Source organism: Clostridium omnivorum, assembly GCF_026012015.1.
Classification (GTDB): Bacteria; Bacillota; Clostridia; order Clostridiales; family Clostridiaceae; genus Clostridium_AX; species Clostridium_AX omnivorum.
Genome location: NZ_BRXR01000001.1, coordinates 2,272,457 through 2,294,254, shown reverse-complemented (window position 1 = coordinate 2,294,254; position 21,798 = coordinate 2,272,457). Strand labels below are relative to the sequence as shown.

Below are 21,798 nucleotides of genomic sequence, written 5' to 3'. Positions count from 1 at the left end.
TAATTAAGTAATGTGCTTTAAATATATTGCTTTAAAGCACATTACTATTTATCTAATAAAAATCATACATAACCTACTTTTTATAATTTTACCAACTTGCTACATATGGAATTCCATAACGTGCTATCAACCAAAGTAGTAAATCCAATCCTATAGAAATAAGTATGCTAACAATACACCATGAAAAGAATATTGATAAAGCTCTTTTAAATGACTGTCCTCTTCTATAAGCGTTATAAGCTAATGTTATACCAGCTCCTATTGCAACTTCGGACAATCCGGTTATTTTACTTATTTCAAAACCGAAGCCTCCAGTTATTTGAAATAAAAGTGCCAGTAACACACATGCCCCTACGCTTAGAAAAATCTTCTTAGATAATTGATTATTGCTTGAATTAATGACCATTGAACTCATAATTCAACCCCCCTACAATTTACTAACAATTAAATTAAAAGTAAAAAATATTAAAGTCATTATGTATGATTTTTTATTAGTTAACTTAAGGCCACTTCTTGATACAAAAAAGATAAACCAATATCCCAAAATAAAAACAGGATTTATAAATACAAGAAATACTATATTTATTTTATCTATAAAAAATATATTAACTAAATTTCCAACTGTGCAAAACATACTATATATTAAAACTATATTATGAAATATTCCGAAATCTATTGTAAATTTTAAAATCATTTTCGATAAATAATATAAAACTCTTGCCAATATCCAATAACCGATGTACATCAAAAACATCAATATTAATATAAAAAGAAATAATACTGTAAAAATCGGAAATTGTGTTCCTTTTATGGCATTGTTTATCTCTTGAAAGTCTTGATATCCTATTTGAGCAATTCCAATAGAAACACATAATATAGCAATAACAAAATACCCAAGAAATAATCCAAAATTAATTATCTTCTTATTTTGTAAAAAAAATAGCTTGTCCATGTATTTTTCCTCCTTTTTCTTCATTTTATGCAAAACATTCCATATATTATATTTTTTCATTATACTTTCTCCTAATTATATTTCAAGACAATTAGCATGAAATGCTTTTTTTCATGTACCAAGTGCATATTTTTTACGAAACGACCACTCGTGTCAAAATCTATGCATTTCATGCAAAACTATTTACTTTTATTTGTTTTTTTGTAATTATTTTATTGTAGATATAGGAAAGAGGTAATAAATGATTTCTAAATTAGCTGATCTTGCCACAGTTAAGATTTGTAAATATAATTCTTATACATTAGAAGAGGACGTAGAAAAAATAAATTATGGCTTAAAAGTAGTACTAGGAGAATCTATTAAGTTAATGATTCTACTTATTATATTTTTTTCTATTGGCATGCTTAAATACTTCATGTTTTCTTTGCTAATTTTAATGTCTATAAGACTTTTTGCTGGAGGGCTGCATTTTAGCACTACACTCGAGTGTTTAGTTTTTACCACGGCATTTTTTATAGTTACTTCATATATTGCTCCTAGTATTTCCTTCACCAGCTATAACGTTTATTTTTTATTAGGATTAATAACACTTATACTAATTTCTACTAAAGCTCCGAAACCAAATCCTAACAGACCTATTAAATGTAAAAAAAGAAGAAGGATATTAAAGAGCTTATCCATCTTCTTTACACTTATATGGTTTCTTATTTTAATGTTTTGTATAAAAAATATTAAGTTAATAAATTGTGGAATATCTACACTATTACTACAAGCAATTCAGCTACTAGATTTTAAAGGAGGATTTAATTATGACAAAAACTTACGAAATTTCTAAAAAACTTAATAATGCTTTTGCATTTATTCTTATTGCAATTGCAGGGACCGCATTGAAAACATCTTCTTTATTATTTTGGGGTGAACCAGAGCCACCTAAAAGCTTAACTAAAAGCTAATCTAAATATAAAAATATTTTCCTCAATAGATAGTTGAATTATTCCTTTATTTGCTTCAACTATCTTTTTTACATTATATAGGCCATATCCATGCCCCTTTTCTTCCTTTGTACTAAATCCTCTAATAAAAAAATTGCTCATATTACTTATATTATTTACTGGTATACTATTTCTTACCTCTATAATTTTATTTACTTCTTCTATATAAATTTTTAGTTCAACATTTTTCCTAATATTCTCTGCTTTTATAGCTGCCTCAAAGGCATTATCTAATAAATTATTTAACACTTCCGATATCTCATGCTGCTTCAATCCTAAATCTGCTTCATTGTCCACATCATATTTAAAGTTTATATTCTTATCTTTTGCTTCACATACCTTGTTATAAATTATAGCTGCTATTATTTTGTTATTTACATGAACAATATTATCACTATCCTGAACAGAGTTTCTTAAGGATTCGATGTATTCTTTCAACTTACTTTTAACTTCGCCATCATCAGTTACTTGAATAATGCCATAAATAGTATTTAAATGATTTTTGAAATCATGCTGTCTTCTCTTTATATCTTCAATTAAATTTGACATAATAGGGCTATATTGGTTATAGGTTTCTATTACCTTTTTTTGTCTTTCATATTTAATATTATTAACTAGAAATATGATGTTAAATGCTAGAAATCCTATACTTATAGCTGATATATACAGCATACTTTCATTAAAAAACTTTCTATTGGTTTCCCACATAAACTTAGCTGTTAATATATAAAATAATATATTTATAATAAATAAATACACTTTTCTAATATATGACTTATTATCATTATATATTTTTCCTATTGGTGAAAACTTATTTATATAAATACATAAACCTATAAGTATACTATTAATAGTAAAACCATGGTAAAAATCCTTAACAAATACTATTTTTGTAAGCTTAATCATAGCCATAATTACTAATTGAATAATCATTAGCGCAGCTAGAACTATTCCTAGTTCCATTAGTGCTTCATCTATTTTCTTTTTAAATAAAATTATTATTAATACTATAATAAATATATAGTTAAAATAGTTGCTTACTGATATACTTACGCTATTTGTCAAAATAGTAAACATTGATGTTAAAATAATAATAAAGCAGTACTTTTTAATATCTCTTTTTTCCTTTATCAATGGATCTAGTATTAATATCATAGCCGTTGCTTCCATTGATGTTAGAATAAAATCTTGTACATATGTCATAAGTTATTCTGTCCTCTCCTTAATACATTATCACCAGCATTCTTTAAAGTCTCTTCAAAATCTTTTTTGTAACTTCTGCTCACTGGAACCTTCATGTTATAATCTCTAAAAAATGCATCCCATGTACTTTTTGTCTTATCTACCTTTTGCACATAATCTATGTTTACTAAATAGGAACGATGACATTGAATAATATTAGTTCCATTTAGCATACCTTTTATTTTATTTAATGCCAGATTATTCACCTCAATCTTACCTATCTTTGTGTGTAAAATTATAGTCCGTAGGCAGATCTCTATAAAAAAAATATCCTCTATGTATTGTTTTATCTCTATACCTCTTGATTTAAAAATAATATACTTTTTTTCTAACTTATTTACCTTTTCATTTTCTCTATTATTTAAAAGTAACAAGGTAAGCTCTTTTACTTTTTCCTTATCATATGGCTTTATTATATAATCATAACAGTGTATTTCCTTAAACGCCTCCAACATGTACTTTACATAGGTAGTCATAAAAACTATCCAGGTAAGCTTGTACATATTATTACTTCTAATTTTCTTTGCAAATTCCAAACCAGAAGAATCTTTGAGTTCTATATCTACGTAAAATAAATCCATCCTATTTTCATCAGCTAGTTTTAATGCAGCTTCTTCGCAATCTGCTTCAAATATTTGATAGCTTTCTCCAAGCTCTTTGATCATAGCTATAAGATTTCTTCTCTGATAAATATCATCTTCAACAATTAAAATATTAGCCATACAATCCTCCCGCACCAACACATAGCACTTTTCGTATTTCTTTACATATTATACCACAAAACCCCTATTTTGTTCATGACTCTCATAAGTTCTTTCTAAAACAACTAAAAACAGCACTAAAAAAACTACTAAAATAGTTTTCTTAGTGCTATTCTCTTATAATATATTCCTAATTTTCATTTCTCACTATTTTTACGCTATTTTATTTTCTCCGCGAAATTTTAGTAATATATCCTTATCAATTGCTCCAACCTTTTAGCAAGTTCCTCTTTCATTTCGCCATGCTTTTCTTCACTAAATTGATACTCATCAATTTCCCACATCTCTTTAGGGTACTTCCAAACTGGTTTTTTCCTTTTAGTTTCCTCCTCCCAAGCATAACGAGGGAAGATATGGGCATGCAAAAATGTTTCTGTATTGCCTAATATGTCGTAATTTATCCTAAGCGGATCGCATATATCAGTTATTGCATCTCCTATAAGGCTCATATCAAAAAGAAACTCTTTTCGATGCTGCTCATCTAATTCGTTTAAGCAGTAGGCTTTGGGATATCCAAGAAGCACACAATATCCTGGTAAAAACTGAGTATCCCCTATAACAGCAAAGCCACTTTTCATCTTAATAAGCAATCTAGGATTCTCTCCACGTACTGCTGCCTCAATTCTATCATTTATCCCTTCCATAACTCTACCTCTCAAATCACCATTTTTGTTCTAATATAGTTGTGCGCTTATAAAACCCATGTCTTTTATAAAATTCCAGTACTTTTTCATTGCCTGCAGCTACACCGATTATTTTCTTTTTTACATTATTATTATCCAGCCACTGTATTGCCCTTTCCATTAGGTTATCGCCAATTCCAAGACTTCGATAGTCATTATCAATATACAGCGAATCAATCTCCCCAACAAACTCTTTACTTATAGTACTGATACAGTATCCTACATATTTGCCTTTTTCAACATCTTTAACTAACTCTATATTTACGCTTTTAATCTCACTACTATAAAACTTTTTACTTCTATCCTCGAAAGTAAAAGCTTCATATACTTCAGAAAAATCAGTAGAGTTATTCTTATGATGCTCATTTAATTTTTCCCATAATGGCTTTACCGTCTCTAAAAGCTCCCTATTTCCATTAACATACTCAATATTTTTCATTTTATATCCCTCACATCAATGGCTAATTAAATTCAATTGTTTTTATTATTATACTTAATTACATATTTAAATCATCGTATATTTTATTCTTTACTTTACACAACATCGTTTATTTGTTGTACAGAAATTGAACATTTTTATTTATCTATCCATTTATTCCATATTATTCTATTATATTAATTAAGGTTATAGTATAATCATTATATGCTATTAACTAAGTGGGAAATATCCATGAGCCACTTTTGCTTTATGACCATAATAAGCCATTTAATGATTTAAAAATATAATTTTCAGATAAATATGAAGAAGAATGTAAGGATATAAAATTTATAAAATAATTTGTCATTTATAAAGCCTACACAATATTGTCTTATTAGACATATAAATTATATTAATAAAAATTTGTAGAAAACTAGCTAGTAAAAAATCATTTGTTATAATTTGTAGAATTACTGAAAGATTAATAAATCTTTATGCATAGTATAAAGAAAACAGGAGGAAACATATGTCTACCGTATTAATTAAGGCCCTTGAAAAAAGGTCAAGCCGCTCTGAATATAGCAGCTATAAAAAAATAGTGGAACAAATCAATGTTATTGATTTTAGTAAATTAAGTGAAGGTAACCTGCTAAATAAGTCCACAGAGTTAAAAAACAAACTTTTGCAGGGACACTCCATGGATGATATTTTAATAGAAGCCTTTGCCCTTGTAAAAGAGGCTGTAAAAAGGGTTCTAGCATTAACTGCCTATGATGAACAAATTGCAGCTGCCATTGCTATGCACAAAGGCAAACTAATAGAAATGCAGACTGGAGAAGGGAAAACCTTAACTGCTGTTTTTACTGCTTATTTAAATGGGCTTACCGGAGATGGCTGCCAAATTCTTACCTTTAATGATTACTTAGCAAAAAGAGATGCAGGATGGATGGGCCCAATATATAAAATGCTGGGTTTAACTGTTGGCTACGTGCAGGACACTATGAATATTGAAGATAAAAGGCAAGCATACTTGTGTGATATTACATACGTAACAGCAAAAGTAGCTGGCTTTGACTATCTAAGGGATAATCTATGCTATGACAAAAATAAACTAATTGAAAGACCCTTCAATTTTGCTATAGTAGATGAAGCGGATTCAATTATTGTGGACGAAGCAAGAATACCTCTAGTAATTGCTGCTGGTGGTGTTGATAATGATAATACCCTTTATATTACCATGGAAGCAATTAAAAAACTAAAGCCAAAAGTACATTATGATAAAGATGAGTATGAAAAAAACGCATTTCTTACAGAAGCTGGCCTTAATGCTGTAGAGAATATGCTTGGCATTGAAAATCTATATGCTGAAGAAAACTATAAATTATTAAATGAAGTGCACAACTGCCTTTATGCAATGGCAATGCTTAAAAAGGATGTAGATTATATTGTTAAAGACAATATAATTGAAATGGTAGACGAATTTACTGGCAGAGTGGCTGAAAACAGACACTGGCCGGACGGAATTCAAGCTGCTTTAGAGACAAAAGAAAAGGTTGGTATTAACTCAAAGGGGCGTATTATGAGTCAAATCACCCTGCAAAGCTTTATATGTTTATATAAAAAACTGGCAGGTATGACCGCAACAGCTATGGATTCTGCTGAAGAAATAAGAGAATTTTATAATCTAGAAACAATGGCAATTCCATCTCACACCCCTTGTATAAGAGAAGATTATGGTGATGTAATATTTACACACAAGGAAGCAAAATACAAAGCTCTAGTAGCTGAAATTATAAAGATACATGCTACAGGACAGCCTCTTTTAATTGGTACCTGCAGTGTTAAAGAATCAGAATATTTAGCTGAGGAATTAAAAAAAGCTGATATAAACTGCAATGTATTAAATGCAAAAAATGATGAATTAGAGGCAAATATTATTGAACAAGCAGGTACACTTGGCGCTGTCACTGTTTCAACCAATATGGCGGGCAGAGGCGCTGATATAAAGCTTGGAGGACCTAAAGAAATCGATAGGGATAAAATAGTAACTCTTGGCGGACTTTATGTCATAGGAACTAATAGACACGAAAGTCTCCGTATAGATAAGCAGCTTAGAGGAAGAGCAGGCCGTCAGGGAGATCCTGGAATGTCCAGATTCTTTATAAGCCTGGAGGATGATCTTATAAAGCAATATGGTATTGACAGGGTTCTACCTCAAATAATCAGACCTAAGAACCAAGATGAACCACTGCCTAGTCAAAGAATAGCAAAAAAGGTATCTCAAGTTCAAAGAATAGTTCAAGGACAAAATTCAGATTTAAGAAGAGTGTTGTGGCAATACTCTTCTATAGTAGAAAATCAGCGCTTTCAAGTTTATAAAAGAAGATGTGAAATCCTTCTAGACACTAATCCTTTTAACATCTTGGAAGAGAAAAATCCAAAGATTTATGAAGAACTCTTTGAACTGTTAGGAGCGGAAGCATTAAAAGACCTTGAAAAGCAAGTTGCTCTATATAATATAGATGATAGCTGGGCAGATTTCCTAGCAGCTACAGCTACCCTGCAAGAAGGAATAAATCTAAAGGTTATTGGTGGAAAGCAGCCGCTGCAGGAATATAAAATAGAAACAGCCAAAATGTATGAGCAGCTTCAGCAATATATCCAAGATAGGATTATTCAAGACTTTGAAACCATGGAACTATCTATGGAAGGTGTAAGTGAATTAAAAGCAAGAATAAAACCACCATCCTCAACTTGGACATATCTGGTTAAGGATAATACCATCCTGGATGCACTTTCTTTAATTTTCTTCGGCAGCGCTGGTACATCCGCAGCCTATCTCCTTGGTGCACCCATAGTGGCAGCAATTTTAGTAGTTGAATCCTTCGTTCAGAAAATAAAGCATAAGGAAAAAAACTAAAACAATGATTATTTATTTAAGTAAGAACTAAAAGGTAAAAAGTAAGAGCTGTTGAAAAAATTCAGCTAAGCTGAATTTTAACCATAACTCTTACTTCTTACTTCTTACTTATTAACTATTTAAACTCAATCCGCATTTCTTCATAAAACACATCACTATTATTGCATATGCAACAGTTGCTACAACTAAGCATATCATATAAAGGGCTGCAACAACAGGAATTATAACAAATACAAATAATAAAAGCACTGCAAATTGAATAATTACATACTGCGTCCACTTTTTATCAGCCTCATCAGCAATATCAGGCTTTCTTTGCTTCTTGGCCATTTCTATTATTCCAGCAAAAAGATTATATACAATTATAAGATTTATAATTGTTGATATAACTCCTATCAAAATTACCACCCAGTTTGATAAACTTGTTTGCATAAGCCCGACTTGCGCTGGTCTTTCATAGATAGAAAATACGGATAAAAATATCATTATGTAGTTAAATGGTTTAGCTTTTTCAAATCGATCACTATGTACGCTTAGAGCATTAAAGCCAATGGCAAACATTATATACCCAACAATGTCTGGAAATATATCAAAGCCTTGCACTTTAAAGCTAACTAGAATAAAAAAGAAGCCCCAAAAGAATTTATTAAATGCCTTCTCAACCATAAAATCCCCCCTAACTTTTATTAGAGTTTATGATGAAAAAGAACATTATATATCTTACATTAGAAAAAATATTTAAAATCTATATCCTTTTGCCTAAAAACAATGAATAATTAAGGCCTGAAGTTATTTTCCCACCATGGTTATTAATAGCTTGTTCTACCTCTTTATCTAGGCTTAATCTAACAGCTTCTTCTAATACTGCAAAACCAGAATAGGAGTTAATAACCTTTATATATTCCTTAGCATTCATTGAGTTTTCAATGGTATACTCAAAAACCTGAACATCCTTAAAAAAGCCTGAAGACGCAAACTCCACCTTTCTCATTTCAGTTAGCTGAGAGGGGGTGTGCTCTTCCTCATTTTTGGTTTTTGATTTAGATTCATATTTACTTATAATGTTATTTATCTCTTCTTTAAGCTCTGACTTTTCAGCTACAGGTTGATACCAGAACAGAGCAAGGTATCCTCCATCCTCAAGAAGTTCATAGCATTTTTTATAGCTTAAGGCTTTATCAATCCAGTGAAAAGCTTGTGCACAATAAACAACCTGGTATTTTTCATCATTCTTAGGCTGCCAGCTCTCAAAAGAGGCCACTTCAACCTCTACCTTTGGATAGTTTGTACATTTTTCTCTTAACAGCTTAGTCATATTTTCACTTAATTCAACCCCGCGTATTTTAAACCCCTTTTCAGCTAATTTAATTGTTGCCTTTCCTGTACCAGGTCCTATCTCAAGCAAGCTGCTCTCAGTGGTTATTTTTGTATTATTAATAATATCCTCAATCAATTTATTAGGATATGATGGCCTCACCTCATCATAAAGTTCTGCAATTGAATTAAAAGCTTCGTTTCTCTTCATTTCCACACCCCTTTTTTGCATACATAACAGAATTATATTAACTTCTTATGTTATCCTTATTAATACTTAATATTTCTAGTCCCTTTTCCTCTGTATCATTCTTTTTTTCAACAAGGAAATACTTTATAGAATAGTTATCTTGCTTCTCAATAATTCCTTCATAAAATTTTACATTCTCTACTTTATAATTGCTGCCATCCTTTTTATAAGAAATATACATTATTCTGCTTCCATCAGATTGCATGTCAATTACTTCATTCAAATTAGTAGTAGCACTATCGTTTATAAACTTTGTCACTCGAACATACTGTTTTCCACCACCTGAATTCTGAACAAACATATCTAATACTCTAGTATTATATGCTTCTGACACTTTGCTGTTTCCCTTTTGGCCTAAATAAACCACAAACATACTATCAATATTTTTGTTAACAGTCTCCACCGAATCTGCTGGCAGTGTCTGTTTTTTTATTGCTTCAATTTTATATTTTTCAGCAGCAGCCTCATCTATTCCTAATAGCGATATACTATTAGAACCCTTAAAATCCTTTCTATAGGGAAGTTGATTTTCATTATCTATATAGAACACTTGATCATCAGCAATATAAAAAAATGAAGAAATCTTTTCAGCTATCTTAGTTTTTCCTTGTCCATCAGAATTTACCTTGTATAAATTGATAGTAATATCCCTATTTTGATTGTCGAACTGCTCAAAATAAACAATATTGTTCTTATCTACATAAAAACTATACACTGGTTCGTTTGTCAATTTAGTAGAGTTTGTGCCGTCTAGTTTAACCTTATTCAAATAGGTAGTGTTATACATAAATTGAGCTGCATCTGTTATATTTTCCTGAGCCATAGAGTAATAGATGTAGTCATCCTTTATGTATTTTAATACTCCATTTATCTTACATATCTTTGTTTTATTTGAACCATCAGTCTTAATTCTATATACCTCTCCAAGTGAAGCTCTACTGGAATAATAAATATAATTATCAATGATATTATAGGATAAAGCATCCTTGGTGACTTCCACCTTTTTACTTCCATCCAGTTTCATTCTAAATAGGGTACTTCCTGCTTCCTCTGCTACTTTATCTCTATAGTAAATATATCCCCTATCTACAAGCAAGCTTATAGCCATCTCATCACTTATCTTTTTATTGTCACTACCATCCTTTTTCATTCTATATATTTTTCTGTCATCAAAATTTATGTAGTAAATATAGTTCTTATATAAATTTAAATAAGCAGCAGGCTTATCACTAATTTTAACCGCATTTGTTCCATCGCTTTTTGCTTTATACACACCTCTTTTTTCATGAAGTTCATTTACCTGTGAGTCTATAAAATAGGAATAGTACATCCCGTCTTTATCCTGTGCAAAAGTTTTGTAACTTGCATCCTGCTCATATCTTGGCACTGGCTTAAAGTATACTTTTCCAATATAAATGCCCACTATTAAAGACATCAAAAATATTGAAGTCACAGCTACTAACTTCTTATTACTAAAAAATTTGTTAATCAATGCACTTATCTTTTTTTCATATTTCCCAATAGCTCCTACCTCTTCTTCGGAATCTATACTGGATTCATCCAGCGTTTTTGGATCTATAAGTTCAGTCCTTATATTATTCTCTAAATTTCTTCCACAATTAGTGCAGTACTTATGATACTTTTCCACAACTGCATCACACTTTTCACAATGCAGTGTTATAATTTTACCTTCTTCACTATATTCATACTGTATTTCTTCATCACCATTATTCTCAAGCTGCTGCCAGTCATCAGCTCTAACTGCCGGCTCACCTATATATGCCCCACAGCCATGACAGTATCTATGTGAATCTTCTATACTACTTTTACACTTTTTACAATAAAACATCTGCAATTCCCCCATGTATTTCCATAAATTATCTATATTGTATATTCTGTACTACTTTTTAAAATCCTTTATGTTCACTCAAATTTTATAATTTGTACAAATTACCTAAAAAGTAAATTAAAAAATCAGTTGAAATTTAAAAAATATATTGCTATAATGGAAAACGTAATCATTAATATTTGATTTATAGTTGAATATTTGGCGTGTTACTGATTCGATCAGGCATGAGCATGACTATAAATAAGATTTACTTATAATTATTATGGTATAAGTGTATGCCTATAGCAAAAGCTATAGTATATACCCTTGTATAGTAGTTATAAATAAATCTTATGAGTCCTGCTTGTGCCTTTTTTATTTCTGGTAATACTATAAATACTTCACTAAAAAGAAAGGGGTAAAATTATGTTTAAAAAAGCTTTTGGTGTTTTACAACAAATAGGTAAAGCTTTAATGCTTCCAGTTGCACTTTTACCAGCAGCAGGATTATTACTTGCTTTTGGTAATATGTTTCAAAATCCAACGTTTCTAAATAAGGTTCCTTCACTTAATGCTGTTTGGTTCCAAGGACTTGCTAAAGTTATGGAACAATCAGGAGGAATTATTTTCAGTAATCTAGCTCTACTATTTGCTGTTGGTGTTGCCGTTTCTATGGCTGATGGCGAAGGGGTTGCTGGGCTTGCTGCTATAGTTGGTTTCCTAATAATGAACACAACTATGGGACTTATAACTGGTATTACAGCAAACATGACTGTTGGAAATCCTAAGTATGCACAAGTTCTTGGAATACCAACACTTCAAACTGGTGTTTTTGGTGGTATCATAATCGGTATATTAGCCGCTCAATTATATAAAAAATATTACAATATAGAACTTCCACCATACCTTGGTTTCTTTGCTGGGAAGAGATTCGTTCCAATTATTACTGCAGTATTTTCAATAGCTGTAGGTGTAATTATGGTATTTATTTGGCCTCCAATACAAGGCGGTCTATTCTCTTTCTCACACAACATGATCGATGCTAATAAATATTTAGCTGCCTTTTTATTCGGTGTTATTGAAAGAGCGTTAATTCCATTTGGACTACACCATATATGGTATAATCCATTCTGGTATCAATTTGGAGAATATACTAACAAAGCTGGTCAATTAGTAATGGGTGACCAAAATATATTCTTTGCTCAATTAAAAGATGGTGTGCCATTTACAGCAGGTACTTTCATGGCAGGTAAATTCCCATTCATGATGTTTGGTCTTCCTGCAGCTGCACTTGCTATTGTTAAAGAAGCTAAACCAGAAAAGAGAAAGCTTGTAGCTGGTATTATGGCCTCTGCTGCATTAACTTCCTTCTTGACTGGTATTACAGAACCAATTGAGTTCTCCTTCTTATTCGTTGCACCTGCGCTATTTGCAATTCACTGTATTTTTGCAGGTCTATCCTTTATGACAATGGCGATTTTAAATATCAAGATAGGTATGACCTTCTCTGGTGGTGTTATCGACTTCTTGCTATTTGGAGTTATGCCAAACAGAACTGCTTGGTGGCTAGTAATTCCAATAGGCCTAGTATTTGCAGTTATTTACTACTTCGGATTTAGATTTGCTATAAGAAAATGGAATCTTAAGACACCTGGACGTGAAGATGATGAAGAAACTTCTGTAGTAACTAATGTTAAGGGGTCAGCGCTTGCTGCTGGAATACTTAAGGCACTAGGCGGAAAAGAAAACATTGCTAATTTAGATGCTTGTATTACTCGTTTAAGAGTAAGTGTTAAAGATGTTAAAAATGTTGATAAAGCTGAGTTAAAAAGATTGGGCGCTTCAGGAGTTATGGAAGTTGGAAACAACATTCAAGCTATCTTTGGACCTAAATCTGATCAACTTAAATCTCAAATAAAGGATATAATGGCTGGTAAGGTTCCATCAGCAATTGAAGAAACTAATTCAGCAGAACAAACTTCAGTATCCTCAGTAAGCTGTGAAAAATTCCTTTCCCCAATGGAAGGAAAAATAATAGATTTATCAGAAGTTCCAGATGAGGTATTCTCATCAAAGATGATGGGTGATGGCTTTGCCATAGATCCAACTTTTGGAGAAATAGTTTCACCAGTTGATGGAACAATTACTACACTATTCCCAACAAAGCACGCAGTAGGAATAACTTCTGAAGAAGGCTTAGAACTACTAATTCACTTTGGTGTAGATACAGTAAACCTTAAGGGTGAAGGCATAGAAGCACTAGTGGAACAAGGCGCTGCTATAAAAGCTGGAGAACCAATCCTTAGAATGAACTTAGATGAAATAAAAGCTAAAGTTCCTTCAATAATAACTCCAGTAATATTCACAAACCTACCTGAAGGACGCGAAGTTTCATTAAACTTTGGAACTAAGGTTAAAAAAGGCGAACAACTAAAAGTTAGCATAAAATAAGAGTATTGTTTCCCCTATAATACTTGAAAAAAGAACAGCTAGACTCATCTAGCTGTTTTTTTCATTACATACGTTCATTAAGATTATTTTGTTAAGTTTTAGCCTAACATTGGCTGAAAATCCTAAGGTCTTACAATTTCCAAGTTGCTTCTTCTATTATCCAAAGGATTAAGGTTGATATGATGAATACTCTCACCTTCCTCAGGATTCATAATTACCTCGTCTAAGTAAACCCTTCCACCAGGAGTATTGGCTACAACTAATATGTTACCTTGGTTTTTATATTCTACCCAACTATATTCATCAGTAATTACATCATCTAAATCTTCCTTAGATATTAAAGCTTTAGAGATAGCTCTACCATTTTTATCTTCTAAAATAATAGCAACCGTATATTGATCTATAATTTTATAATGATTTTTAGTGTTTCTTTGCACAATTTCTAAGTTGCATCTTCTATTATCCAAAGTATCTCCATTTATATGTCTAATAGGAGCTTTAGGATTTGTATCTAAGATTACACTTTGAAGACTCTGCTTTAGTGGTTTACCTTGCTTATTTCTTTTAGTTGAACTTATATTTTGAACAATATAATTATTAAAATCTTTATTCCATTCCGCAAACCAAGTTCCAGCGCTTTTTACTTTTTCTATATCAGCAGCATCTATTTTAGCAGTAAGTTCTGAACCATCTTTTTTTAGTAATGAGATTAAAGCAATATTTTCTTTAACTTCATATTTGTTTTCTGTATTTTTGTAATTCGTATTAATAAAGAACACCTCTTTCATTTTTAAACCATAAGACTAAGTATAACAGAGTATGAGAATAAATAATACTATTATACAAGAATATTTATCTTTACATAAAAATATATGGCAATGAAATTATTGCCATATATATAATAAATTATACTTTTAGCTGTTCCTTTTATTTATAACCAACCTACTTTGTAAGAACCCTTTTCCTTAAATAACTTTATCTGTTCTGTCCTTTTAACTGTCTTTTCTTCACCGCCATTTACTGGCCTTTCAATAAGTTCAATATCAACATAATAAACAACCATATTCTGTTCTTTATCCTCAGTATATTTGCTAATATTTGTGCCTTTAGCAGTTACATATACTTTCTTATCGTAAGCAATTTGAATTCTACCACTTGAGGTTAAAGTGGTACTAATATCTAAGTAAGTTCTTTCAGTTAAATAAGGCTTAAGCTTTTTTGTGTTTTCTTTCATTAGTTTCTCAGCCTTCTGAATCTTAATATAATCCGATTGCTTATCTGTTTTCACACCACTCGTAATATACTCATAGAATTTATAATCATCCTTATCAATGCTGTAATAGGTCTTAACGTACCCTTCTATAGTATCTTTTATCTGCTCATCTTCAGTTTTGCCGCAGCCAGCAAATATCCCCAATATAAACATGGCTGCTATAAAGATTATAGATAACTTTTTTTTCGTAAAAATGCCCCCTTAATTTTCGTTATTTATATTATATTCACTATGTTTACCATATGTTCTAAGATATCCAAACATTTTTTTCATTTTAGCATTATTACCTTTTATTCCTGTAATAGCACTGGTATATGGTATATAGCTAATTATACATATAATAAATGTTGTAAGAACTACCGTTACAATAGTTATTATGCTTGCATATAAAAAATTAGGTATATTAACACTCCATGCATTTACATAATTAGCTACTTTGCTTAAGACAATAACATGAGCCATATATGAGGCAAATGAATAATCACTTATAAATCTCATACATTTATATACTTTATATTTATTTACTACCTGACAGGAAATTACATAAAAAAACATTATTGAAGAAGTTGTATATGCAATAGATAGAGCTCTATTAAAAGGAATTACTTCAAACTCATTTAAAAGTGCATAGACAAGGAAAATGAAATATGCTATATAAATAATCACTTTACATTTCAAAAGCTTTTCTTTTACATATTCATAATTTAAAGCAGCGTATATCCCAAGGATAAAGTACAGTATCCAAAATAGCATAGATATATTTACTATTCTGTGCTGCAAATCACTTGGAGTTCTAAAAATAAATAAAGATATTTTATCAGAAATTAAATTCTGATACTTTGATATATAATAATATAAAATAAGTATAGTTGAGAATATAGCAATTCTAGCACCTTTATTCATAGAATGTACTTTTTTTGATATATACAATATTATTGGGAAGAAAATATATAATCTTATAATTCCACCCATATACCATAGATGAAAAGCACCATTTCCTGCAGCTGACTGCATAAAGAACTGAGCAAATCTATCTTCATTACCAAGCTTGTACATATTAATTGCTGACCATATTAAATATGGTATAATTACATATTTTATTCTCTTAATATAATAATTTTTCAAATTTAATTTTTTACAATAAACATAACTGAGTGAAAGCCCGCTTATAAATAGAAATATTGGAACTGCTGGCTTTCCCACCATATAAAAAAGCCTTAAACTTACTTTATCTACAATTCCTATTTTGTTACTATATGATAATCCACCCATGCCATGCTGAACAACTACAAATATAAAAGCTAATGCTCTTAAAATATCGACTTCTCTTAATCTTTTTTCGTCTGTCAATAAAATTCGCTCCTTCATATGTAAATTTTCCCATATTACGAGACACATTGGAAATTATAACACACCCTTAAAATTTATTCAATTGTAACGTGTTCGCTTTCCTATACATGAAATAAGTAAAATTAAATTAGAATATATACAATACTCCTTGTATTGATTTTTGCGTTTTATTATTAAGTTTTATTTTACTTCCACGATATACTTCATATGACATTAAAAGGAGTTGGTAAGATGGATATAGCATTATCATCAATGACAATGTCCCAATCAAATCTTGGTCAACAAGTGGAAATAGCCCTTACCAAAAAGGTAATGGATGTTTCTGAGGACAACTCTATAGCTCTAATCAAAATGATGGAGATGAGTGCAAATCCTAACCTTGGCGCAACTTTGGATATAAGAGTATAAAAAATCTGCCCTGGATTACTCCAAGGCAGATTTTTTACTTTCCATCCCATAAACACTTTTCTAGGTCTATTCGTCCATCCTTTTTAAACTTAACCCCTTCATCTTGGAGCATAGCCCTCTGCAATTCTGAAGCTCCAAATACATAATCTGGACTTAACTCACCAAGTCTGTTTACCACTCTATGACATGGTAATTTAAGCTCCCTTGGAGCTGCTCTCATAGCCCAACCTACAGTCCTTGCTCCTCTAGGACTTCCAAGCATCATAGCTATTTGTCCATAAGTAGCTACTTTTCCCTTAGGTATTTTTGCTACAATTTTATATACTTCAGAAAAAAATTGATTCAATGAGCATCTATCCTCTCTTTAGCCTAAGTTTTTCATTAAAATACCTGCATCTATTTAGCTTACTCCGCCGCCTAACTTCTCTATCATATTAATCTGACCTCTGCCAGCCCTTTTCTTATATCCATAGCTTTCATAGAGCTTTATTGCATTGTAGTTTTCAGTATCGCAAGCCAGGAAGCTTCTTTTTGCACCCTTTTCTATTCCCCAGGCTATAGCCGCCCTAACAAGCGCTCCTCCAATACCTTTTGAATGATATTTTGGATCTACAGCAAGTTCTCTAAGCCAAAGCACAGTACCCCTTTCACTTTCAAATCCATAGAGTTTTAAAAAGCAAACTCCAATAAGCCCTTCATTATCCTCTGCAGCTAAAACTATTGAATTCTCAGCTTCACTCCATTCCTTAACAAAGTCCTCTGTTTCACCTCTAAACCCTCTAGACAAGTCCTTGCAGGCTTTGGTTATTTTACTTGCTGCACTGTATTCATCCCCTGTTATAGGCCTAATCTTATATAAAAACTGTTTTGAGTCATTTTCTACTTCTAAATGGAGCTTCCAAAAATCTAAAAACTCACTATGCATTTTAAAGCCCAGAGCTTCTAATTCACTTATAAACTCTTCAGGAATGAATTCCATATAAATAGGCTTTCTTTTATTATCTTTGCCTATTTTGTCCCAAAGTATGGATATCCCCATTAAGAAATCCTGCTTGCTTCTTGCCGCCCAGTATAGCCTGTTTTTATCTTCAAGCTCTTTCAAAACAAATATGTAATCTTCCGTATTAATAATTAAGCTTGCGCCTTCCAAATCTTCAGCATCAGTATATTCCATTGAATTATACTTATACTCAGTCCCTTTTTTCAGTATTCTCTCCATAACCCCTTTAGCCCCCAGATAATTATTTAAACAGGTTTTTATACTGCTCTGAATAGTTCCTCTCCATATTTTTATTAAACTTCTTCATGTAAATAGAAGAAAACTCCTCTGCAGAAACATTGAACCTATTTAATACATCAATAAAATACATAAGCACATCACCAAGTTCTTCAACAAACCTTTCTCTAGTTGTGCTGTCCTTCATAATCTCCTCTTCGCCCTTTTTCTTAATAATTGCAATAGCCTCTCCAACTTCTTCAATCATGTATAAAATAAAATCTCTACCATACTCAGGCTCCATAGGTGACCATTTGTCCTTATTTTTCTCCCAAAGCTTATAAGACATGTCCATAAGCTCTGATATTTTTAAATCTTTGGTATCCATATTAACCCTCTTTTGCTTAAATATTTAATCTTATTTCTTCTTATTATTTAATATTGCTCTAACTATCCCAACTACAGCAAAGCCTGCAACAATTCCTAATACCACAAAAGCCGTCATACCACCAGTGTTTAATCCTTCATTTAACATATAAAACCCCACCTTATCTTAATATTATATTTCCTTACCTATTATGTTTATAATCTCATCCCTATTTAAATGTCCCTGCTCATCCCTCTTCTTCACAAGCTGCACAGCTAAATTATAGGGAATTTGCTTAAAGGTACACAGCTCGTATATAGAAGCTGTATTAACATTCACCCTTAAAGGAAACTCCTCCTCTATATACATCCAAGGCTTCATTTTAAAATCTTTATTTGTAATCCAAAACTCATCACCTATATTTTGCCTTAGATTTATCTTCCCTTCTATAGCTTGTTCACATAAGCTATCTAAAAAAGCATTATAGCTATTGCAGCACTCTAGATAGTTCTTCATATCACCAATTAAACCATAATAAGCTGCTTCTTCATAGAGTTTTGCCAGTTTATTTGTAATAGTTTTACCTATTGTAGTAGAAATGAATATTTTTATTAGCTCTTCTCTATCCTCTGGAAAGCACTTAAGCCATTCTTCTATAAAATCTATAAAAATAATGCTATCATCATTAATTTTGCCCTTCAATTTACTCCACACATAAAAATTTTTAAGGATAACATTCTCAAAAGGATTAAATATATCTCTAATATCCGTATCCTCAGGAATTTTATCAATTAAAAAGTTATTATAAAAGTCTCTGCAAGCATAATTATATTGTATATCCTTATTTGTATTTATCCTATAAAAAAGTGTAGCTATAACACCTTCGCAGGAAAGCATCTCCTGTGCATTTTTTAGTTTAATCTTATCAAATATTGGTGATAAATGTTCCAGCACAATTAACTCTTGAAGCTCCATACTGGATGTGTCTAGGCTAGGCAACAGATTTTTATGTATATACTGATTATTTAGTACAGCATTTAATCTCAAATCTTTATCTATTTTACTATGCCAAAGCTTTGTTATATCATCTCTAAAGCCTTCCTGCTCCCTTTGCAGCTTATTATAATAATCTACATTATCGTAAACAAGCCTTTGAAAATGTTCTCCAAAACCCTCATAAAATGCTAAAAAGTAATCTGTTACCGCCATACTTGCATGAGGTTTTACTGAATTACCCACAGGAAAGTTTGGCCATATATTTTCCATCATTACATGTCCAATTTCATGAGAAAAAATACTCAGCTTCCCTTGTTTTATATTTTTCTCATTTATCATAAGGTCTACATATCTAAGGTTAGGATATTCTTTAATCTCATTATTTGTTTTTACTGCTACTCCCTTTCTTGGATATCCACCATCTGTATCGGATAAATATAGAACATTGCACCCGTCTGTATCTTTAATAAAATTTCTAGAACATTGATTAAGCCTAATTATGCACTGATTAAAATCAAAGCTTAACTCTCTTATAATCTCATCATAAAACAGACTCCTTTCTGATATTTCATCTCCAAAAGGCACATTGTTATAATACCCTTTACCCTTAACTATACTGATTTTTTCCCTCTGATTTTTAAATACATAATCCATTTTACTACCTCTAATTAAATAAAATTATGCAAAAAGCATGGATATCTCCATGCTTTACTTTTGAATGCCTAATAAATCTTCTACTCTGTCATTCATGTATTTGTACGCATCATAAACGCCCTGATTATAAAATTCAGGGGCAAGCTCTTCAATTATAAAGTTTAACATCATAGAAGCTGCAAGATCACCTATTTCTTCTTCTCTTTCATCTAAATAATAGGCTTTTATTGAAGCAATCATTTCATCTCTTTTTTCCTTAGTTATTTTAAACTTATCTTTACCCTTCATATTTTATCCTTTCATTAAAAACACTTATATTTAAATAGTTTCAATTTCTTCTTGAACTTTAATTAAAGTTTCTTGTGTATTTTCGGCTTCATATAAGCCATTCTTTAATAGAAGCATTGATATTACTAGTGCAGCCCCACAGATAGCTATACAAGTATAAGCAGGTATTTTATCAAATAAAACTCCAAATATCATACGTGCTAGAGGCATAGCCGCCATACATATAGTGCTCATTAGAGTGCTCACTCTTCCCATCATTGATATAGGCACTTGCTGTTGAAAAAAAGCTCCGAGCCCTATATTTAGTATAGTAGTGATAAGCACAATTATAAAAAAGACTACTATCATACTGATGTATGGTACTGTATTACCTTTAAACATGTTCAAGTAAAATGGTGATGGTATAATAGCCAATATTAATATAAATATACCAGACATAATTAAATTTACAACTATAATTTTACACATACTCATTTTTCTTGAAACTATACTGCTGAAAAAAGGTGCAATAATAAGTGCTATTACTATAATAGATTCCATAGTTCCATACTGCAAATCGGAAATCTTAATTATCTGCTTCGATATATAGGTAGACCCTATTGAAAATACAGGATCTGCAAAAAAGTTTACTATTAGAGCCATAATCATAATGTTAAGTATAAGCTTATTAGCTTTTACAAATTTAATTCCCTCACCAAAATCCTTTATAAATACCTTAGCATCCACCTTTTCTGGCATCCTATTATTTTTAGGTATACTTAAAAACATCTCGCAGATAGATGAAAATATAAAACTAATAGCATTTATAATAAGTATTATAGAAAGTCCATAGAAACCAAATAGAACTCCTGCAAGAGCTGGTGCTGCTAAATTACCAATGCTCATGATAAAAGAATTAACTCCATTAGCATCTACTAATTCATCCTTCTCTACTATAGAAGGTATTACAGTAGTTATAGCTGGCTGGAATATCAAAAAAATAATGGATAGCGCTATTGCTAAAACATATATGCTGCTAAGGGATAGCCCTCCGTTTACCATATATAGTACAGCATAACCTCCAACTAACAGTCCTGCTGCTAGGTCTAAATAGACAATTATCTTCTTTCTATCAAACCAATCTACAAATACCCCTGCAAAAGGTCCTAAAATTAGCTGTGGAATTAATGTTACAGCTAAAACCGAAGCAAATTTTGTAGCCGAACCTGTAATCCTAAGTACATACAGCGAAAGTGCAAAGTTTTGCATTTGCGTTCCTATTAATGAAACTAATTTACCTAGCATTAAAAGAAAAAAGTTCTTTTTAAGTAATGATGCCATTTTCATAAAAATAACCCCCAAAAATCAATACATGTTTATTATAACAAATATGTAAATTATTTTCATCACTTTTATAAAACCTTCCTTTTATTGCTGAAAATTAGTATAACAAAAA

At 31.1% G+C, this 21,798-nt stretch carries 23 protein-coding genes; 5 read left to right on the top strand and 18 right to left on the bottom strand.

Annotation, left to right across the window (positions count from 1 at the left end; translation table 11 throughout):
* Nucleotides 1–88 precede the first annotated feature (88 nt).
* Nucleotides 89–415: a hypothetical protein gene (locus tag bsdE14_RS10975; protein WP_264849974.1), complete on the bottom strand. Its 327-nt coding sequence runs from the start codon at nucleotides 413–415 to the stop codon at nucleotides 89–91.
* 12 nt (nucleotides 416–427) lie between these two features.
* The gene (locus tag bsdE14_RS10970) at nucleotides 428–1,012 is read right to left on the bottom strand and encodes a hypothetical protein (protein ID WP_264849973.1); all 585 of its coding nucleotides are present in this window, start codon (nucleotides 1,010–1,012) and stop codon (nucleotides 428–430) included.
* 181 nt (nucleotides 1,013–1,193) lie between these two features.
* On the opposite strand from bsdE14_RS10970, the gene bsdE14_RS22390 reads away from it, so the two are divergent.
* Nucleotides 1,194–1,787: an accessory gene regulator ArgB-like protein gene (locus bsdE14_RS22390; protein ID WP_350339558.1), complete on the top strand. Its 594-nt coding sequence runs from the start codon at nucleotides 1,194–1,196 to the stop codon at nucleotides 1,785–1,787.
* A complete protein-coding gene (locus bsdE14_RS10960; RefSeq protein ID WP_264849971.1) occupies nucleotides 1,762–1,905 on the top strand; it encodes an AgrD family cyclic lactone autoinducer peptide in 144 nt (47 codons plus the stop codon). The genes bsdE14_RS22390 and bsdE14_RS10960 overlap by 26 nt, the downstream gene beginning before the upstream one ends.
* Here the strand turns inward: bsdE14_RS10960 and bsdE14_RS10955 are convergent.
* The 4 genes from bsdE14_RS10955 to bsdE14_RS10940 all read right to left on the bottom strand — a co-directional run bounded on the left by bsdE14_RS10955 (nucleotide 1,891) and on the right by bsdE14_RS10940 (nucleotide 5,069).
* The gene (locus bsdE14_RS10955) at nucleotides 1,891–3,147 is read right to left on the bottom strand and encodes a sensor histidine kinase (RefSeq protein WP_264849970.1); all 1,257 of its coding nucleotides are present in this window, start codon (nucleotides 3,145–3,147) and stop codon (nucleotides 1,891–1,893) included. The genes bsdE14_RS10960 and bsdE14_RS10955 overlap by 15 nt on opposite strands.
* Nucleotides 3,144–3,908: a LytR/AlgR family response regulator transcription factor gene (locus bsdE14_RS10950; RefSeq protein ID WP_264849969.1), complete on the bottom strand. Its 765-nt coding sequence runs from the start codon at nucleotides 3,906–3,908 to the stop codon at nucleotides 3,144–3,146. The genes bsdE14_RS10955 and bsdE14_RS10950 overlap by 4 nt, the downstream gene beginning before the upstream one ends.
* A 221-nt stretch (nucleotides 3,909–4,129) precedes the next feature.
* Nucleotides 4,130–4,591 (bottom strand): HIT family protein, encoded by a 462-nt coding sequence (locus bsdE14_RS10945; protein ID WP_264849968.1) that lies wholly within the window; start codon nucleotides 4,589–4,591, stop codon nucleotides 4,130–4,132.
* Between the two features lie 16 nt (nucleotides 4,592–4,607).
* Nucleotides 4,608–5,069, bottom strand: a complete 462-nt coding sequence (locus bsdE14_RS10940; RefSeq protein WP_264849967.1) for a GNAT family N-acetyltransferase — start codon at nucleotides 5,067–5,069, stop codon at nucleotides 4,608–4,610.
* Nucleotides 5,070–5,574: 505 nt separating this feature from the next.
* Here bsdE14_RS10940 and secA2 point away from each other — a divergent pair.
* Entirely contained in the window at nucleotides 5,575–7,968 is a 2,394-nt protein-coding gene (gene secA2 / locus bsdE14_RS10935) for an accessory Sec system translocase SecA2 (protein ID WP_264849966.1), read from the top strand.
* 111 nt (nucleotides 7,969–8,079) lie between these two features.
* On the opposite strand, the gene bsdE14_RS10930 is transcribed toward secA2, so the two are convergent.
* The 3 genes from bsdE14_RS10930 to bsdE14_RS10920 form a co-directional block, all read right to left on the bottom strand.
* Nucleotides 8,080–8,634, bottom strand: a complete 555-nt coding sequence (locus tag bsdE14_RS10930) for a hypothetical protein (RefSeq protein WP_264849965.1) — start codon at nucleotides 8,632–8,634, stop codon at nucleotides 8,080–8,082.
* Nucleotides 8,635–8,713: 79 nt separating this feature from the next.
* Nucleotides 8,714–9,493 (bottom strand): class I SAM-dependent methyltransferase, encoded by a 780-nt coding sequence (locus bsdE14_RS10925; protein ID WP_264849964.1) that lies wholly within the window; start codon nucleotides 9,491–9,493, stop codon nucleotides 8,714–8,716.
* 37 nt (nucleotides 9,494–9,530) lie between these two features.
* Complete coding sequence (locus tag bsdE14_RS10920) at nucleotides 9,531–11,381, bottom strand: DUF5050 domain-containing protein (protein WP_264849963.1); 1,851 nt, start codon at nucleotides 11,379–11,381, stop codon at nucleotides 9,531–9,533.
* A gap of 405 nt (nucleotides 11,382–11,786) precedes the next feature.
* On the opposite strand from bsdE14_RS10920, the gene ptsG reads away from it, so the two are divergent.
* Entirely contained in the window at nucleotides 11,787–13,811 is a 2,025-nt protein-coding gene (gene ptsG, locus bsdE14_RS10915; protein WP_264849962.1) for a glucose-specific PTS transporter subunit IIBC, read from the top strand.
* A 122-nt stretch (nucleotides 13,812–13,933) separates the two neighbouring features.
* Here ptsG and bsdE14_RS10910 read toward each other — a convergent pair whose 3' ends face one another.
* From bsdE14_RS10910 to bsdE14_RS10900, 3 genes are all read right to left on the bottom strand, one after another.
* Nucleotides 13,934–14,599 (bottom strand): HNH endonuclease, encoded by a 666-nt coding sequence (locus bsdE14_RS10910; RefSeq protein WP_264849961.1) that lies wholly within the window; start codon nucleotides 14,597–14,599, stop codon nucleotides 13,934–13,936.
* A 143-nt stretch (nucleotides 14,600–14,742) separates the two neighbouring features.
* Nucleotides 14,743–15,237, bottom strand: a complete 495-nt coding sequence (locus bsdE14_RS10905) for a hypothetical protein (protein ID WP_264849960.1) — start codon at nucleotides 15,235–15,237, stop codon at nucleotides 14,743–14,745.
* Nucleotides 15,238–15,285: 48 nt separating this feature from the next.
* Complete coding sequence (locus bsdE14_RS10900; RefSeq protein WP_264849959.1) at nucleotides 15,286–16,434, bottom strand: acyltransferase; 1,149 nt, start codon at nucleotides 16,432–16,434, stop codon at nucleotides 15,286–15,288.
* Between the two features lie 231 nt (nucleotides 16,435–16,665).
* Between bsdE14_RS10900 and bsdE14_RS10895 the strand changes: the two genes are divergently transcribed.
* Nucleotides 16,666–16,842, top strand: a complete 177-nt coding sequence (locus bsdE14_RS10895) for a YjfB family protein (protein WP_264849958.1) — start codon at nucleotides 16,666–16,668, stop codon at nucleotides 16,840–16,842.
* Nucleotides 16,843–16,876: 34 nt separating this feature from the next.
* Here the strand turns inward: bsdE14_RS10895 and bsdE14_RS10890 are convergent, their stop codons facing one another.
* The 6 genes from bsdE14_RS10890 to bsdE14_RS10865 all read right to left on the bottom strand — a co-directional run bounded on the left by bsdE14_RS10890 (nucleotide 16,877) and on the right by bsdE14_RS10865 (nucleotide 21,689).
* On the bottom strand, nucleotides 16,877–17,188 hold the full coding sequence (locus bsdE14_RS10890) for an MGMT family protein (protein ID WP_264849957.1): 312 nt from the start codon (nucleotides 17,186–17,188) through the stop codon (nucleotides 16,877–16,879).
* A 54-nt stretch (nucleotides 17,189–17,242) separates the two neighbouring features.
* Nucleotides 17,243–18,061 carry a GNAT family N-acetyltransferase gene (locus bsdE14_RS10885; protein ID WP_264849956.1) on the bottom strand — a complete coding sequence of 273 codons (819 nt, stop codon included), beginning with the start codon at nucleotides 18,059–18,061 and terminating at the stop codon, nucleotides 17,243–17,245.
* 22 nt (nucleotides 18,062–18,083) lie between these two features.
* Entirely contained in the window at nucleotides 18,084–18,446 is a 363-nt protein-coding gene (locus bsdE14_RS10880) for a MazG nucleotide pyrophosphohydrolase domain-containing protein (protein ID WP_264849955.1), read from the bottom strand.
* 171 nt (nucleotides 18,447–18,617) lie between these two features.
* Entirely contained in the window at nucleotides 18,618–20,075 is a 1,458-nt protein-coding gene (locus bsdE14_RS10875) for a helix-hairpin-helix domain-containing protein (protein WP_264849954.1), read from the bottom strand.
* A 54-nt stretch (nucleotides 20,076–20,129) separates the two neighbouring features.
* Nucleotides 20,130–20,363 (bottom strand): DUF2164 domain-containing protein, encoded by a 234-nt coding sequence (locus bsdE14_RS10870; RefSeq protein ID WP_264849953.1) that lies wholly within the window; start codon nucleotides 20,361–20,363, stop codon nucleotides 20,130–20,132.
* A gap of 30 nt (nucleotides 20,364–20,393) precedes the next feature.
* Nucleotides 20,394–21,689: an MFS transporter gene (locus tag bsdE14_RS10865; RefSeq protein ID WP_264849952.1), complete on the bottom strand. Its 1,296-nt coding sequence runs from the start codon at nucleotides 21,687–21,689 to the stop codon at nucleotides 20,394–20,396.
* Nucleotides 21,690–21,798 lie beyond the last annotated feature (109 nt).

Excerpts from the sequence above, each read along its gene's own strand:
- bsdE14_RS10920 (WP_264849963.1), bottom strand. The coding sequence starts at position 11,381 with ATGTTTTATTGTAAAAAGTGTAAAAGTAGTATAGAAGATTCACATAGA.
- bsdE14_RS10875 (WP_264849954.1), bottom strand. The coding sequence starts at position 20,075 with ATGGATTATGTATTTAAAAATCAGAGGGAAAAAATCAGTATAGTTAAG.
- bsdE14_RS10880 (WP_264849955.1), bottom strand. The coding sequence starts at position 18,446 with ATGGATACCAAAGATTTAAAAATATCAGAGCTTATGGACATGTCTTAT.
- ptsG (WP_264849962.1), top strand. The coding sequence starts at position 11,787 with ATGTTTAAAAAAGCTTTTGGTGTTTTACAACAAATAGGTAAAGCTTTA.
- bsdE14_RS10930 (WP_264849965.1), bottom strand. The coding sequence starts at position 8,634 with ATGGTTGAGAAGGCATTTAATAAATTCTTTTGGGGCTTCTTTTTTATT.
- bsdE14_RS10955 (WP_264849970.1), bottom strand. The coding sequence starts at position 3,147 with ATGACATATGTACAAGATTTTATTCTAACATCAATGGAAGCAACGGCT.
- bsdE14_RS10865 (WP_264849952.1), bottom strand. The coding sequence starts at position 21,689 with ATGAAAATGGCATCATTACTTAAAAAGAACTTTTTTCTTTTAATGCTA.
- bsdE14_RS10885 (WP_264849956.1), bottom strand. The coding sequence starts at position 18,061 with ATGGAGAGAATACTGAAAAAAGGGACTGAGTATAAGTATAATTCAATG.
- bsdE14_RS10940 (WP_264849967.1), bottom strand. The coding sequence starts at position 5,069 with ATGAAAAATATTGAGTATGTTAATGGAAATAGGGAGCTTTTAGAGACG.
- bsdE14_RS10945 (WP_264849968.1), bottom strand. The coding sequence starts at position 4,591 with ATGGAAGGGATAAATGATAGAATTGAGGCAGCAGTACGTGGAGAGAAT.
- bsdE14_RS10905 (WP_264849960.1), bottom strand. The coding sequence starts at position 15,237 with ATGTTTATATTGGGGATATTTGCTGGCTGCGGCAAAACTGAAGATGAG.
- bsdE14_RS10970 (WP_264849973.1), bottom strand. The coding sequence starts at position 1,012 with ATGAAAAAATATAATATATGGAATGTTTTGCATAAAATGAAGAAAAAG.
- bsdE14_RS10910 (WP_264849961.1), bottom strand. The coding sequence starts at position 14,599 with ATGAAAGAGGTGTTCTTTATTAATACGAATTACAAAAATACAGAAAAC.
- bsdE14_RS10925 (WP_264849964.1), bottom strand. The coding sequence starts at position 9,493 with ATGAAGAGAAACGAAGCTTTTAATTCAATTGCAGAACTTTATGATGAG.
- secA2 (WP_264849966.1), top strand. The coding sequence starts at position 5,575 with ATGTCTACCGTATTAATTAAGGCCCTTGAAAAAAGGTCAAGCCGCTCT.
- bsdE14_RS10870 (WP_264849953.1), bottom strand. The coding sequence starts at position 20,363 with ATGAAGGGTAAAGATAAGTTTAAAATAACTAAGGAAAAAAGAGATGAA.
- bsdE14_RS10975 (WP_264849974.1), bottom strand. The coding sequence starts at position 415 with ATGAGTTCAATGGTCATTAATTCAAGCAATAATCAATTATCTAAGAAG.
- bsdE14_RS22390 (WP_350339558.1), top strand. The coding sequence starts at position 1,194 with ATGATTTCTAAATTAGCTGATCTTGCCACAGTTAAGATTTGTAAATAT.
- bsdE14_RS10960 (WP_264849971.1), top strand. The coding sequence starts at position 1,762 with ATGACAAAAACTTACGAAATTTCTAAAAAACTTAATAATGCTTTTGCA.
- bsdE14_RS10950 (WP_264849969.1), bottom strand. The coding sequence starts at position 3,908 with ATGGCTAATATTTTAATTGTTGAAGATGATATTTATCAGAGAAGAAAT.
- bsdE14_RS10895 (WP_264849958.1), top strand. The coding sequence starts at position 16,666 with ATGGATATAGCATTATCATCAATGACAATGTCCCAATCAAATCTTGGT.